The 14,242-nt window shown below is 76.5% G+C and carries 12 protein-coding genes and 1 other annotated feature; of the genes, 8 read left to right on the top strand and 4 right to left on the bottom strand.

Going from position 1 to position 14,242, the window contains the following annotated elements; translation table 11 throughout:
• Positions 1-34 precede the first annotated feature (34 nt).
• On the top strand, positions 35-1,252 hold the full coding sequence (locus ACRYR9_RS00060) for an esterase-like activity of phytase family protein (RefSeq protein ID WP_432492959.1): 1,218 nt from the start codon (positions 35-37) through the stop codon (positions 1,250-1,252).
• Between the two features lie 10 nt (positions 1,253-1,262).
• Here ACRYR9_RS00060 and ACRYR9_RS00055 read toward each other — a convergent pair whose 3' ends face one another.
• Positions 1,263-1,832: a GNAT family N-acetyltransferase gene (locus tag ACRYR9_RS00055; RefSeq protein WP_432492957.1), complete on the bottom strand. Its 570-nt coding sequence runs from the start codon at positions 1,830-1,832 to the stop codon at positions 1,263-1,265.
• Positions 1,825-2,907 (bottom strand): uroporphyrinogen decarboxylase/cobalamine-independent methonine synthase family protein, encoded by a 1,083-nt coding sequence (locus ACRYR9_RS00050; protein ID WP_432492955.1) that lies wholly within the window; start codon positions 2,905-2,907, stop codon positions 1,825-1,827. Before ACRYR9_RS00050 ends, ACRYR9_RS00055 begins: the two co-directional genes overlap by 8 nt.
• A gap of 158 nt (positions 2,908-3,065) precedes the next feature.
• Here ACRYR9_RS00050 and ACRYR9_RS00045 point away from each other — a divergent pair, with 158 nt between their 5' ends.
• From ACRYR9_RS00045 to ACRYR9_RS00030, 4 genes are all read left to right on the top strand, one after another.
• On the top strand, positions 3,066-4,868 hold the full coding sequence (locus tag ACRYR9_RS00045) for an alpha/beta hydrolase (RefSeq protein ID WP_432492953.1): 1,803 nt from the start codon (positions 3,066-3,068) through the stop codon (positions 4,866-4,868).
• 88 nt (positions 4,869-4,956) lie between these two features.
• Positions 4,957-6,258, top strand: coding sequence for a DUF445 domain-containing protein (locus tag ACRYR9_RS00040; RefSeq protein ID WP_432492951.1), 1,302 nt, complete (start codon positions 4,957-4,959; stop codon positions 6,256-6,258).
• A gap of 155 nt (positions 6,259-6,413) precedes the next feature.
• Positions 6,414-7,085, top strand: a complete 672-nt coding sequence (locus ACRYR9_RS00035; protein ID WP_432492949.1) for a hypothetical protein — start codon at positions 6,414-6,416, stop codon at positions 7,083-7,085.
• Between the two features lie 66 nt (positions 7,086-7,151).
• Positions 7,152-8,186, top strand: coding sequence for a glutathione S-transferase family protein (locus ACRYR9_RS00030; protein ID WP_432492947.1), 1,035 nt, complete (start codon positions 7,152-7,154; stop codon positions 8,184-8,186).
• Between the two features lie 43 nt (positions 8,187-8,229).
• Here ACRYR9_RS00030 and mnmA read toward each other — a convergent pair whose 3' ends face one another.
• Positions 8,230-9,318 (bottom strand): tRNA 2-thiouridine(34) synthase MnmA, encoded by a 1,089-nt coding sequence (mnmA, locus tag ACRYR9_RS00025; protein ID WP_432492945.1) that lies wholly within the window; start codon positions 9,316-9,318, stop codon positions 8,230-8,232.
• Positions 9,318-10,559 (bottom strand): cysteine desulfurase family protein, encoded by a 1,242-nt coding sequence (locus ACRYR9_RS00020; protein ID WP_432492943.1) that lies wholly within the window; start codon positions 10,557-10,559, stop codon positions 9,318-9,320. Before ACRYR9_RS00020 ends, mnmA begins: the two co-directional genes overlap by 1 nt.
• 91 nt (positions 10,560-10,650) lie before the next feature.
• On the opposite strand from ACRYR9_RS00020, the gene glgX reads away from it, so the two are divergent.
• From glgX to ACRYR9_RS00005, 3 genes are all read left to right on the top strand, one after another.
• On the top strand, positions 10,651-12,837 hold the full coding sequence (gene glgX / locus ACRYR9_RS00015) for a glycogen debranching protein GlgX (RefSeq protein ID WP_432492941.1): 2,187 nt from the start codon (positions 10,651-10,653) through the stop codon (positions 12,835-12,837).
• A complete protein-coding gene (locus ACRYR9_RS00010) occupies positions 12,807-13,634 on the top strand; it encodes an alpha/beta fold hydrolase (RefSeq protein ID WP_432492939.1) in 828 nt (275 codons plus the stop codon). The genes glgX and ACRYR9_RS00010 overlap by 31 nt, the downstream gene beginning before the upstream one ends.
• A 169-nt stretch (positions 13,635-13,803) precedes the next feature.
• Positions 13,804-14,121 carry a transposase gene (locus ACRYR9_RS00005; protein WP_432492937.1) on the top strand — a complete coding sequence of 106 codons (318 nt, stop codon included), beginning with the start codon at positions 13,804-13,806 and terminating at the stop codon, positions 14,119-14,121.
• Positions 14,082-14,195: a sequence feature (AL1L pseudoknot), on the top strand. (Overlaps the previous gene by 40 nt.)
• Positions 14,196-14,242: the final 47 nt, after the last annotated feature.

Below are 14,242 nucleotides of genomic sequence, written 5' to 3'. Positions count from 1 at the left end.
AGGGGTCCGGCGCGCTGCCCTAGCGTCCCCGCCCGTGACCTCCTCCCGCCCGCGGCGCAGCGCCGCACTCCCCCTCGTCCTGACCGGTGCCGTGCTCGCCGGCACCTTCGCCGGGACCACGGCGGCCTCCGCCCGCGAGGACCGCTTCGACGACGACTTCCCCGCCCAGTCCGCCCGCCTCGTGGACCGGCACGTCCTGCCCGCCGCCACCTTCGGCGAGCCCGTGCCCAGCGGCTCGGCGATCGAGGGCGCCAACGGCGTGAGCGTGCCGTTCGAGGCGCAGCCCGTGCAGGGCTTCTCCGGCAACCTCGTGCAGCCCGACGGCAGCTGGCTGGTGCTCTCCGACAACGGGTACGGCGCCAAGGCGAACAGCGCCGACTTCCTGCTGGCGGTGCACCGCCTGCAGCCCGCCGAGGACGGCTCCGTCGCCGTGGTCCCCGGCGGGTTCACCCTGTCCGACCCGTACCGGAAGGTCACCTGGCAGCTGACGCGCGAGGACCGTCGCCTGACCGGGGCCGACTTCGACGTGGAGTCCTTCCGCCAGGCCCCCGACGGCACGTTCTGGTTCGGCGAGGAGTTCGGGCCGTACCTGCTGCACACCGACGCCGCCGGCCGGCTGATCGAGGCGCCCGTGCCGCTGCCCGGCGTGGCCTCCCCCGACAACCCCCTGCTGGGCGAGGCCGAGGCCAACCTCGGCGGCAGCAAGGGTTTCGAGGGCATGGCGATGTCCGCCGACGGGCGCTACCTGTTCCCGATGCTCGAGGGCCCCGTCGCCGGCGACGACCCCCAGGACCTGCGGGTCCTGCGCTACGACACGAAGCAGCAGCGCTACCGCGGCGAGGAGTTCACCTACCGGCTGGAGTCGCCGAAGAACGCCATCGGCGACTTCACCCGCGTCGACGACCACCGCTACCTGGTGCTGGAGCGCGACAACGGCCAGGGCGCCACCGCCGTCTTCAAGGCCGTGTTCCTCGTCGACACCAGCCGCACCGACGCCGCCGGGCACCCGCTGAAGACCCAGCTGGTCAACCTCATGGCCGTGCCGGACCCGGACGGCGTCGCCGGCGAGCTGAGCGCGGAGTCGGGCTACGTGACGTTCCCGTTCCAGACGATCGAGAGCGTGGACGTGGTGGACGAGCACACGATCGTCGTCGGCAACGACAACAACTTCCCGTTCTCCGCCGGGCGCACCGAGGGCGTGCCGGACGACGACGAGTTCCTCACCATCGAGGTCCAGGCCGACCTGCGCTGAGGCCCGCCCCTCAGGCTGCGCCGGGCGACGAGCCGGTCGCCCGGCGCAGCACCAGGAACTCCAGGTCGTCGCGCCGCGGCACCCCGAACCGCTCGTCGCCGTGCGGGAACGGCCGCCGCTGCCCCGTGGCGGTGAAACCGCGCCGCTCGTACCAGGCGATGAGGTCGGCGCGCTGGGCGATGACCGTCATCTCCAGCGCCCGTGAACCCCAGCGCCGCACCGCCTCCGCGTCGGCGTGCGCCAGCAGTGCAGCGCCGATGCCTCCGCCCTGCAGCACCGGGCGCACCGCGAAGGTGCCGAAGTAGGCGGCGTCCCCGGTCCGGCGCAGTTCGCAGCAACCCACCAGGCGCGCACCGGCCGGCTCCCCCGCGGGGCGCTCGGCCAGCAGCAGCACCGCGTCGGGGTCCGCCACGATCGCGGCGACGCCCTGCTCGTCGGTGCGCCGGCCGTCGAGCAGGTCCGCCTCCGTGGTCCAGCCCGCCCGGCTGGCCTCGCCGCGGTAGGCGGACTCCACCAGCGCCACCACGTCCGGCACGTCCGCCGGCCCGGCCTCGCGGAACAGCGGTGCCACCTCAGTCACCGGAGGCCTCCGCGAGCGCCGCGCCCGCCTCGCGCAACCGGCGCAGAACACCGCGCAGGGCGTCCGGCGGCAGGTCCTGCAGGCCCTCGGCACCGGTGAGGACCACCCCGGCCAGGTCCGCCGCGGGCAGCCCCACGCGGCGCCAGGGGCCCCGCACCGCGTCGACCAGCGCCGCGACCGCCGGAGGAGCGGCCACGGCGGGCAGGACCCCCGCCCACAGGCGCACCCCGTCCTCGACGCTCGCGGCCAGCGACTCCCACCCGTGCGCTCCCAGGCGCGCCACGTCCAGCGCGACACCGGCTGCGCCCACCTCGCGCACCAGCGCCAGCGGCGGCTCGTCCGGGGCCAGGCGCACCACGGGCTCGGCGCCGGCGGCGCGCACCGCGTCGACCACGGCGCGCAGGCCGGCGCGCACCTCGGCGCGGTCCACCGCGCGCAGGCTGCCGTAGCCGGACTGCGTGGGCAGCCGCCCGGCGAGCACGGCGGGCAGCGAGGGCTCCTGCAGCTGCACGACCGGCCGCGCACCCGGCACCAGCCGCCGCAGGTCGGCGACGTGGGCGGCGATCCCCTCGGCGAGGGAGGCGACCACGTCGCGGCGGGCCCCGTGGTCGGACGCGCTGCGCTCGCCGCGGTGCAGCTCGACGGCGGCGGCCAGCGACCAGGGGCCCAGCACCGCCAGCACCAGCGGTCCGCGCCAGCCCTCCGCGGCCTCGGCGAGCTCGTCCAGGTCGGCGCGCAGGTACGAGCGCGCGCGCTCCTGGTCGCGGCCGGGCGCGTCGGTGAACCGCCACCCCGACGGCTGCAGGTCCACCGGCAGGTCCACCAGCAGCGCGGCGGCGCGCCCCACCGGGTCCGCGCCGGGGCCGCGGGCGGGCAGCTGCGGCAGGTGCGGCACGTGCGGGGGCTCGCCCAGCTCGCCGAAGACGGTCCGCACGGCCTCGCGGGGGTCCGTGCCCGGCAGGGCGGCGGGGGCGCTGACGGCACCGGGGCCGTGCTGGGGGGCAGGCTCGACGGCGGGTTCAGCGGCGGGGTCGGCGGCGGGGTCGGCGACGGGCGCGGGATCGGCGTCGGGCACGTCCGCGCACGCTACCGGCGCGGCGGGTGCGACGAACGTCGGACCCGGAGCGAGCCGGTCGTCACTGGACGCGGACCCGGTGGGTACGGGTGGATGGGTCCACAGCCGCCGCACAGACGCAGGCGGTCGTCCCACCAGCCCCACCGGAGAGGCCGCCCATGCACCAGCAGCCGGCACCGCGCCGCACCGCACCGCCCACCGCGACCCCCCGGAACCGCCGGTCGCTGGCCGCGGCCGGCGCCGTCGCCCTCGGCGCCACCCTGCTCGCCGGCGGCACCGCCTCGGCGGCGTCCGCACCCACCACCACCGCCCCCACCGCCGCCCTGCCGGGCGACGCGCCGCTGTCCGCGCTGGCCACGGCCCGCCCGGCCACGCTCGCCGAGGCGCAGCAGCAGTTCGAGCAGCGCTACCCGGCGCTCTACCGCGAGCAGGAACCGGCGTGGGCGCCGTGCACCGCCGAAGCCGTGGGCTCCGCGCAGCTCGCCCCCCTGCTGGAGTGCGCCGAGGTGCTCGTGCCGCGCGACCACCTCGACCCGACCGCCGGCGAGCCGCTGCGCATCGCGATCAGCCGGCTGCCGCAGACCGGCGAGCGCCCGGCCCGCACGATCATCACCAACCCCGGCGGCCCGGGCGGTGCGGGCCTGTCGCTGGCCACGCTCGGCGGGCAGCCGGCGCTGGCGGGCACCGAGGTGATCGGCCTGGACGTGCGCGGCACCGGCGCCGGCTCGGTCCTGACGTGCGGGGCGGAGGCGAACGCTGCGATGCTCCAGGCGCCCGACCCGCGCGACCGCTCGCCCGAGGCGCTGGCGGCCACCGCCGAGGCGATGCGGGCCACCGCGGCCGCCTGCGAAGACGACCCGCTGGTCGACGTGGTGAACACCGAGCAGACCATCGCCGACGTCGACCTGGTCCGGCACGCGCTGGACCGCGAGACGATCGACTGGGTGGGCTACTCCGGCGGCACCTGGCTGGGCGCGCAGTACGCCACCTACTTCCCCGCCCGGGTGGGCCGCTTCGTGCTGGACTCCAGCGTCGAGGCGACCGCCGCCTTCCAGGAGGTGTTCAGCGAGAACCAGCCGCCGGCCTTCCAGCGCCGCTTCGAGGCCGACTTCGCCACCTGGGCGGCGAGCTACGACTGGCTGTTCGGCCTGGGGCCCACCGCCGGTGCGGTCGAGGGCACCTACGAGAGGGTGCGCGCCGAGCTGGCCGCCCGGCCGCTGCAGGTGGCCGGGGTCGTCCTCGTGGACGGCCGGGTCGTGGACGGCCTGGTCGCGCAGGCCATGTACTCCAAGACGCTGTTCGAGCAGCTGGCGTGGATCCTGCGGGGCCTGGACGTGGTGACGGGCCTGCGCTCCGCCGCGGGTGCGGACCCGGCGGCGGGCGCGGCCCTGGACGCCGCGGCCGCCGACCTGGCCGGGCGCGTGCAGGCGCTGCTGCCCGAGCGCCTGGCCGAGGAGCGCCCCGCCCACGCGGACTCCTTCGCGGCGACGTTCCTGGCCACCACGTGCAACGACACCGCGTGGACCCGTGGGGAGGACTCCTGGAACGACCTGGGGCAGATCCAGGGCTCGCAGTACCCGCTGCGCGGCTGGTCCGTGACCCAGCAGCCGTGCGGGTACTGGGACCGCGCCCCGCTGAGCCTGCCGCGGCCCGACGGCCGCGACCTGCCGCCGCTGCTCATCGTGCAGTCGCGCCACGACCCGGCGACCTCCTACGAGGGCGCCGTCGAGACGCACGAGGCGCTGGGGTCGTCGGTCATGGTCACCGTGGAGGACGAGGGCGACCACGCCCTGTACGCCTCGGCGGGCAACCCGTGCGTGGACGCGGTCGTCGACGAGTTCCTCACCACCGGCGTCGCCCCGGAGCAGGACGTGACCTGCGCCGGGACGGGCGTGCCGGCGCCCGGCTCGCAGTGGCTGACCTCGGTGCAGCAGGCGGTGCGCTCCGCGGTCACCCCGTGAGCTGAGGGCGGGGCGGTCGTGGTGGCGGGGGTGGCGGCGTGAGGGGCGGCGGCGCGTGGGCGGGCCGCGCGTGGGCGAGGATGGCGCGGTGAGCAGCACCACGCACCCCGCGCCGCGCACCCCCGCCCCGCCCGCCGCCCCCGGCCTGCCCGGAGACGGCGAGGGGGACGCCGAGCGCCGCAGCGGGCTGCGGCGCATGCGGCTGGTCGCCACGAGCCTGCTGGTGGTGGCCGCGGTCGTGTACGGCGCGACGCTGGGCCGCGACGGCGCCTGGGGCTTCGTCAACGCCGCGGCCGAGGCCGCGATGGTCGGCGCGGTGGCGGACTGGTTCGCCGTCACCGCGCTGTTCCGCCACCCGCTGCGGCTGCCGATCCCGCACACCGCGCTCATCCCCCGGCGCAAGGAGGCCCTGGGCAAGAGCCTGGAGCAGTTCGTCGCCGAGAACTTCCTGGCCGAGGACGTCGTGCGCGACAAGGTCCAGCGCGCCGGGGTCCCCGCCCGGGTCGGTTCCTGGCTGCACGGCCGCGGCGGTGCCGCCCGGGTCGTCGACGAGGCCGCCACGGTGCTCACGGGTGCGCTGGGGATCCTGCGCGACGAGGAGGTCACCGGCGTCCTGGACCAGGTCGTGGTGCGCCGCCTGGCCGCGGAGCCCTGGAGCCCGGTGCTGGGCCGGCTGCTGGCCGAGGTGGTGCGCGACGGCACCCACCGCCCGGTGGTGGACCTCACCCTCGCCGAGGCGCAGCGCTGGCTGCGCGCCAACGAGCACACGGTGCGCCGCCTGGTGGAGGAGCGGGCACCGCTGTGGGCGCCGGACTGGCTCAACGAGCGCCTGGGCAAGCGGGTGCACGCCGAGGCGCAGCGGTGGGTGGACGACGTGGCCGCCGACCGCGAGCACCCCGGCCGCAAGGCCATCGACGACCTGCTGGCCCGCTACGCCGACGCCCTGCAGAACGACCCGGACACCCGCGCGAAGGCGGACGAGTTCCAGCGGCGGCTGCTGACCTCCCCCGGCCTGGCCGACACCCTCGCCGGTCTGTGGACGAGCGTGCGCGGTTACCTCAACGACGCCCTGGCCGACCCGGCCTCCTCGCTGCGCACCCGCAGCGAGGAGGCGCTGGTGGACCTGGGCCACCGCCTGGTGGACGACGCCGTCTTCGCCGCGCGCGTGGAGCGCCACCTCACCGACGCCGCCGGGCACGTGGTGCGCCGCTTCGCCCCGGAACTGGCGACGGTCATCTCCGACACCGTGGCGCGCTGGGACGGCGACGACGCCGCGAACCGCATCGAGCTGTTCGTCGGGCGGGACCTGCAGTTCATCCGCATCAACGGCACCGTCGTGGGGGCCCTGGTGGGTCTGCTCATCCACGCGGTGACGGTGCTGGTGAGCTGACCGTCCTCGCACGGCTCGTGACGGCCCTGGGTCGTCCGCGGCACGGGCGCTGCTCCGCCCGGGTGCGCCGGTGGGCGCGCGGGTGAACGACGAGGGTGCGGGCGCAGGACCGCCAGCACCCCGGGAGCGAACCCACGTCCTGCGGAGGATCCCCTGTGAACACCACGCGCGCCCTCGCCGCCGCCTGCCTGCTGCCCGTCGTCGCCCTCAGCGCCTGCAGCGGTCGCACCGCCGCCGCCCCGGCACCCGCCACGGTGACGGTCACGCAGAGCGCGTCACCGTCCCCGTCGGGCACCGCCTCGGCACCGGCGCCGAGCGCCTCGCCCGCCGGGGCCTCGGGCGCACCCGTCGCCGGCAGCGACCTCACCGCCCCCGGCTCCGCGCTGCGCACCGGCGAGTCGGCGGTGGTCCCGCTCGACGAGGGGGACGGGAACCCGGGCATCGTCAGCCTGCGCGTGGACAGGATCGAGCAGGGCACCGAGGCGGAGCTCGTCGAGCTCGGGGTCGAGGACGCCGCCGGGTACGTGCCCACCTACGCCTGGGTGACGATCACCGCGGTCGCCGGCAGCAGCGAGGACCTGGAGCACTGGGGCCCGGAGATGGACGTCACCCTGCCCAGCGGTCGACCGGCCGGCCACCTCGTCGTGTTCGGCGACTGGGAGCGCTGCCCCCAGAAGGGCGCACCGACGGGGCTCGCCCCCGGGCAGTCGTTCACGACCTGCCGGGTCGGTGTCGCTCCCGCGGACGCCCCTGCGACAGGCGTTCGCTTCGCCCCCTACGACACCGCGTACTCCCCGGACGTCGACGGGCCGATCACCTGGCGCTGAGCCGGGGCGCCGCGGAGCGCCCGGGCTGACCGGGCGCCCCGGCCGCACGGCCGTTACGGTCGCTGCATGGCCGACAGCGCAGGCAGCACGGGGTACGTGAACCCCCAGGGCTCGTTCGAGCGCGACCAGCGCTACATCACGACCCGCATCACCGCCGACGGCCGCGACGGGTACCCCGTGGAACCGGGCCGGTACCGGCTCGTGGTCAGCCGTGCGTGCCCCTGGGCGAACCGGGCGAGCATCGTGCGCCGGCTGCTGGGGCTGGAACCGGTGCTCTCGCTGGGGATCTGCGGCCCCACCCACGACGAGCGCAGCTGGACCTTCGACCTGGACCCCGGCGGTCGCGATCCGGTGCTGGGCATCGAGCGGCTGCAGGAGGCGTACTTCGCGCGCTTCCCGGACTACCCGCGCGGCATCACCGTGCCCGCGATCGTGGAGGTCGCCACCGGGCAGGTCGTCACCAACGACTTCCCGCGGATGACGCTGGACCTGTCCACCGAGTGGCGCGAGCACCACCGCGACGGCGCCCCGGACCTGTACCCCGAGCACCTGCGCGAGCAGATCGACGAGCTGAACGAGGCGGTGTTCCGCGACGTCAACAACGGGGTGTACCGGGCGGGTTTCGCCGGCACGCAGGGTTCGTACGAGCGGGCGTACGACCGGCTGTTCTCCCGGCTGGACGCCCTCTCGGAACGCCTGTCGCGGCAGCGGTTCCTCGTGGGCGAGACCATCACCGAGGCGGACGTGCGGCTGTTCACGACGCTGGCGCGCTTCGACGCCGTCTACCACGGCCACTTCAAGTGCAACCGCAGCAAGCTCATCGAGATGCCGGTGCTGTGGGCCTACTTCCGCGACCTGTTCCAGACCCCCGGCTTCGGCGACACGATCGACCTGGTGCACATCAAGGCGCACTACTACGAGGTCCACCGGGACATCAACCCCACCGGCGTGGTGCCGAAGGGCCCGGACACATCCGGCTGGTGGGAACCGCACCACCGCGAGGAGCTGGGCGGGCGCCCCTTCGGCGACGGCACCCCGCCCGGTCCGCCGCTGCCCGCCGAGGTCGTACCGGCCGGGCACGCGCCACAGCCACCCGCCTGACCCGCCCGACCCGGCGCACCGCCGGGTCGGGGGCCTGCGGGCCTCAGCTCCGTGCGGGGGAGGTCCCGGAGATCGTGGCCGAACCCAGCACGCGCGTTCCGGCGTAGAACGCCACCGTCTGCCCGGGGGCGACACCGGTCAGCGGCGTGCGCAGCACCACCCGCACCTGCTCGCCGGTCACCTCGGCGACCGCCGGGACGGCCTCGCCGTGCGCGCGCACCTGCACGTGCACCTCCACCGGGCCGACGGGTTCCGGCGCGCTCCAGACCGCCTCGAGCGCGTGCAGCTCCCCCACCGCCAGGCGCTCGGCGGGCCCGACGGTGACGGTGCGGCGCACCGGCTCGATGGACAGCACGTACCGGGGCCGGCCGTCGGGCGCGGGGCGGCGCAGCCCCAGGCCCTTGCGCTGCCCGACGGTGAAGCCGTAGGTGCCGGTGTGGGTGCCCAGCACCGCGCCGTCCTCGTCGAGCACCTCCCCGGGTTCCTCGCCCAGCTTGTCGGCGAGGAACCCGCGGGTGTCGCCGTCGGGGATGAAGCAGATGTCGTGGCTGTCGGGCTTGCGCGCCACCGGCAGGCCGCGGCGCTCGGCCTCGGCGCGCACCTGCTCCTTGGTGGGCGCGTCGCCGAGCGGGAACATCGCGTGCGCCACCTGGTCGGCGTCCAGGACGGCCAGCACGTACGACTGGTCCTTGGCGGCGTCCGCGGCGCGGTGCAGCTGGGCGGAACCGTCCGCCCCGCGCAGGACCCGCGCGTAGTGCCCGGTGCACACGGCGTCGAAACCCAGCGCGACGCCCTTGTCCAGCAGCGCGGCGAACTTGATGCGCTCGTTGCAGCGCACGCAGGGGTTCGGGGTGCGCCCGGCCGCGTACTCGGCGACGAAGTCCTCCACCACCTCCTGCACGAAGGACTCCGACAGGTCCCACACGTAGAAGGGGATGCCGAGCAGGTCCGCGGCGCGGCGGGCGTCCAGGGCGTCCTCGATCGTGCAGCAGCCGCGCGAGCCGGTGCGCAGGGTGCCCGGTGCGCGGTTCAGCGCCATGTGCACGCCGACGACGTCGTGCCCGGCGTCCACCGCGCGGGCGGCGGCGACCGCGGAGTCCACCCCGCCGCTCATGGCGGCCAGCACCCGCATCAGGACGCCACCGTCCCGGCGACCGGCGCTGCCGGCGGTCGGCGGCGGCCCCGCGAGCCGCGCGCCGGCGCCGAGGCGCGCCGGGCCCGCTCCACGGCGGGACCGACCGCGGCCAGGGCTGCGTCCACGTCGGCGCCGGTGGAGCTCCACCCCAGCGAGAAGCGCAGCGCACCGGCGGCCTCGCGCTCGTCCAGGCCCGCGGCCAGCAGGACGTGGCTGGGGCGGGGCACGCCCGCCTGGCACGCCGAGCCGGTGGAGCACTCCACGCCGGCGGCGTCCAGCAGGTACAGCAGGGAGTCGCCCTCGCAGCCGGCCACGGTGACGTGGGCGTTGCCCGGCAGCCGGTGGGCGGGGCCCAGGACGGGGTCGCCGCGCAGCACCACTCCGTCCGCGCAGGCCAGCAGGCCCGCCACGAGCCGGTCGCGCAGCGCCGCGACGCGGGCGGACTCCTCCGGCATCGCGGTGACCGCCGCGGTCAGCGCGGCGGCGGTCGCCCGGGCGGCGGGGGCGTCCAGCGTGCCCGAGCGCGCCCCCAGCTCCTGCCCGCCGCCGTGCAGCAGCGGCACCAGCGGCGTGCCGCGGCGCAGCACCAGGGCACCGGCGCCCACCGGGCCGCCGAACTTGTGCGCCGACAGCGACAGGGCGTCCACGCCGGCGGCGGCGACGTCCACCGGCAGGTGCCCCACGGCCTGCACGGCGTCGGTGTGCAGCGGCACCCCGGCCGCGTGCGCCAGCTCCGCCGCCTCGGCGACCGGCTGCACGGTGCCGACCTCGTTGTTCGCCCACATCAGCGACACCAGCGCCACCTCGTCACCGCCGTCGGCCAGCGCCTCGCGCAGGGCGTCCAGGTCGGTGCGGCCCGCGGCGTCGACCGGGACCAGGCGCACGTCGGCGCCCTCGTGCTCGGCGAGCCACTGCGCCACGTCCAGCACGGCGTGGTGCTCGGCGGCCCCCACCAGGACGCGGCGGCGGCGCGGGTCGGCGGCGCGGCGCGCCCAGTACAGCCCCTTCAGGGCGAGGTTGTCGGCCTCCGTGCCGCCGGAGGTCCACACCACCTCCGACGGGCGCGCCCCCACGGCCGCGGCCAGCGCCTCGCGGGACTCCTCCACCGCCGCGCGGGCGCGGCGGCCGCTCGAGTGCAGCGACGAGGGGTTGCCGGTCAGCGCGGCGGCGGAGGCGTACGCCTCGATGGCCTCGGGCCGCAGGGGGGTCGTCGAGGCGTGGTCGAGGTACGCCGTCACGGCCACCAGTGTAGGAGCGCGGCGGCGGCCCGGGACCGCGCGAGCGCCCCTCGGCCCGACAAGCGCGCCTCCGCTCGGGCAGACTGCGCCGGTGCCTGTTCCGACCACGCGCCGCGACGGACCGACCACCCGCACCGACCGGCGGGGGGCCGCCCCGCACCCCCTGGGCGTCACGCTGCGCCCGGAGGACGAGGGCGGCGGCGCCGACGTCGCCGTGCTCGCGGCCCACGCCGACGGGGTGGAGGTGTGCGTGTTCGACGACTCCGGCCGCGAGGTGCGCACCCCCCTGCCGGACGTGGAGCTGGGCGTGTGGCACGGGCACGTGCCGCACCTGCGCGCCGGCAGCCGCTACGGCCTGCGGGTGCACGGGCGCTGGGAGCCCGAGCGGGGCCTGCGGCACAACCCGGCCAAGCTGCTGCTGGACCCGTGCGCGCACGGCGTGGAGGGCGAGGTGGCCCTGGCCCCGGAGGTCTTCGGGCACGCCGTGGACGCCGACCTGCGCGGGGACCTCGCGGTGCCCGACGGGCGCGACAGCGCACCGCACGTGCCGCGCGGGGTGGTGCTGGGCCCGATGCCCGAGCCGCTGCGGGTGCGCCCCGGCGAGCAGCCGCGCACGCCCTGGTCGCGCACCGTCGTCTACGAGGCGCACGTCAAGGGCCTGACGAAGCGGCACCCGGACGTGCCCGAGGAGCTGCGCGGCACGTACGCGGCCCTGGCCCACCCCGCGGTCCTGGAGCACCTGACGGGCCTGGGCGTCACCGCGCTGGAGCTGCTCCCGGTGCACGCCAGCACCTCGGAGGTGCACCTGCGCCGGCGGGGGCTGGTCAACTACTGGGGCTACAACACCCTGGCCTTCAACGCCCCGCACCCCGGGTACGCCACTGCCGCGGCGCGCGCGGCGGGTGCGGGCGCCGTGCGCGAGGAGTTCCGCCGCGCGATCGCGGGCCTGCACGAGGCGGGCATCGAGGTGCTGCTGGACGTCGTCTACAACCACACCTGTGAGGAGGGCCCCGACGGCGCGCACCTGTCGCTGCGCGGCCTGGACGAGGCCACGTACTACCTGCGCGACGCCGGCGGGCGGCCCTTCGACGTCACCGGCTGCGGCAACTCGCTGGACTTCGGCGAGCGGCGCGTGGTGCAGCTGGCCCTGGACTCGCTGCGGCACTGGGTGAGCGAGTACGGGGTGGACGGTTTCCGCTACGACCTCATGACCACGCTCGCGCGCGGCCGGGAGGGTTTCACCCCCGACCACCCGTTCCTGGTGGCGCTGACCGCCGACCCGGTCCTGGCGCAGGTCAAGCACGTCGCCGAGCCCTGGGACATCGGCCCCTTCGGGTGGCGCACCGGCCAGTACCCGCCGCCCGTGCACGAGTGGAACGACCGCTTCCGCGACGGCGTGCGCCGCTTCTGGCTGACCGACGCGCGGGAGGTGGCGCTGGGGCACGCGGTGCCGGACGCGGCCGGGCGGGGGCTGCGCGAGTTCGCGACCCGCTTCGCCGGGTCGGCCGACACCTTCGACGTCACCCGCGGGCGGCTGACGAGCGTCAACTTCGTCACCGCCCACGACGGGTTCACCCTGGCGGACCTGGTCTCCTACGACCGCAAGCACAACGAGGCGAACGGCGAGGGCAACCGCGACGGCAGCGACTCCGACACCAGCTGGAACCACGGCGTGGAGGGGCCCACCGACGACGCGGCCGTGCTGGCCGCGCGGCGGCGCAGCGTGCGCAACCTCCTGGCGACGCTGGTGCTGTCCTCGGGCGTTCCGATGATCACCGCGGGCGACGAGTTCGGGCGCTCGCAGGGCGGCAACAACAACGCCTACTGCCAGGACAACGAGGTGTCCTGGATCGACTGGGACCTGGCCGACTGGCAGCGCGACCTGCTGGCCGACACCCGTGAGCTCGTGGCGCTGCGCACGCGCTACCCGGTGCTGGCCGAGGCGGGGGTCCGCCGCGGGCACCCGGTGCGCGAGCAGCGCGAGGACCTGCGCTGGTTCGCCGAGGACGGCACGCCGATGACCGTGGGCCACTGGCACGACGCGGGCCGGCGCATCCTGCAGGTGCTCGTCGACGGGCGGGACCGGGGCCTGGCGTCGGTGCTGGTGGTCGTCAACGCCGGCGCGCGCCAGCGGGACGTGGTGCTGCCCGCGGTCGAGGGCCTGCCCCGCTTCCACCCGCGCTGGAGCAGCACGCCCGACCGGCGCCGCCGGGCCGCACCGGCGGGGGCGGCGCTGCGGGTGCCGGCGTGGTCCGTGCGCGTGCTGGCGAGCGCCTGAGCGGGCCGCGCCGGGTGGGCGCCGCGGGCGGGCCACCGGTGGTGCTGCTGCCGGGCGTGGGCTGCCGCGCGGTGGAGCTGTCGGCGCAGCGCGACGCGCTGGCCGCCGCCGGGCGCCGCGCCGTGCCGCTGGAGCTGCCCGGGCACGGCGACCAGGAGCCGGTGGCGGGCCCGGCCGGCCTGGACGCGGTGGCCGCGGAGGTGGGCGAGCGCGTCGCGCGGGTGGCCGGGTCGAACGCGGTGGACCTCGTGGGGCACTCCACCGGCGGCGTGGTCGGCCTGGCGCTGGCCGTGCGGCGGCCCGGCCTGGTGCGCCGGCTGGTCCTGCTGGACTCCAACGTGCCGGTCACCGAGCAGGCCGTGCGCGCCAAGCGGGCGCGGGCGGCGGCGGCGCGCGCCGACGGCTGGCACGAGGTGCTCGTCGCCTCCATGCGCGCCGCGTGGGGCGGACGGTTGCCGCTGCTGCGCGAGGAGGTCGTGGCGCGCATCGCCGCCACGCCGGCCGCGGTGGTGCGGCCGCTGTGGGCAGACGTCCTGGAGCTGGACCCGCGGCCGCTGCTGCGGGCCGCGCGGGTGCCCCTGCTGCACGTGCGCAGCACCCGCGACGTGGACGGCGGGCGGCTGCGGGCGCTGAACCCGCTGGCGGCCTCGGCGGACCTGCGGGCGCTCGCGGCGGGGCACTGGCCGCACCTGGTCGAGCCGGCGGCCGTGAACGACCTGCTGCGGGGCTTCCTCGACGGCGAGGCGGCAGGTGGAGCGCACGGCCCCTCGCCGTCACCGGCGAGGGGCACCCGCTAGTCCCCTGCCCTGCGGATCATCGTGGTGGCACGCAGTCGTGACCGCGCATGGAACGCGGGATGACCGCGCGCATCGCCCAGCCGCTTGCATCGCCGAGCAACTCGGCCTTGTCAAGGCCCGGGTTTGATGGAGACCTCCAAACAACGCCTTCGAGAGGATGATGGTCTCCATGGCTGCACCCAGGAAGTACCCCGACGAGCTGCGTGAGCGGGCGATCCGCATGGCGGTCGACGCCCGCCGGGACCCCACCACCAAGAACGGGGCGCTGAAGCGCATCGCCGGTCAGCTCGGCATCAACCCCGAAACGCTGCGCAACTGGGTCGTCCAGGCCGAGGTCGATGCCGGCGACCGGCCCGGAACGACCACCGACGACGCCGCCCGCCTGGCCGAGCTGGAGAAGGAAGTGCGCGAGCTTCGCCGGGCCAACGCGATCTTGAGGTCAGCATCGGCTTTCTTCGCGGCGGAGCTCGACCGCCCCTCCCACTGACCCACCGTTACATCGACGAGCACAAGGACCAATTCGGGGTCGAGCCGATCTGCAGAGAATTGCAGATCGCCCCGAGCACCTACTACGCCGCCCGCACTCGACCGACCTCGAAGCGGTCGAT

It is taken from the genome of Kineococcus auxinigenes (assembly GCF_050871525.1).
Lineage (GTDB): Bacteria > Actinomycetota > Actinomycetes > Actinomycetales > Kineococcaceae > Kineococcus.
This window is presented reverse-complemented; position numbering and strand designations above follow the sequence as displayed.

Excerpts from the sequence above, each read along its gene's own strand:
- ACRYR9_RS00045 (WP_432492953.1), top strand. The coding sequence starts at position 3,066 with ATGCACCAGCAGCCGGCACCGCGCCGCACCGCACCGCCCACCGCGACC.
- ACRYR9_RS00030 (WP_432492947.1), top strand. The coding sequence starts at position 7,152 with ATGGCCGACAGCGCAGGCAGCACGGGGTACGTGAACCCCCAGGGCTCG.
- mnmA (WP_432492945.1), bottom strand. The coding sequence starts at position 9,318 with ATGCGGGTGCTGGCCGCCATGAGCGGCGGGGTGGACTCCGCGGTCGCC.
- ACRYR9_RS00005 (WP_432492937.1), top strand. The coding sequence starts at position 13,804 with ATGGCTGCACCCAGGAAGTACCCCGACGAGCTGCGTGAGCGGGCGATC.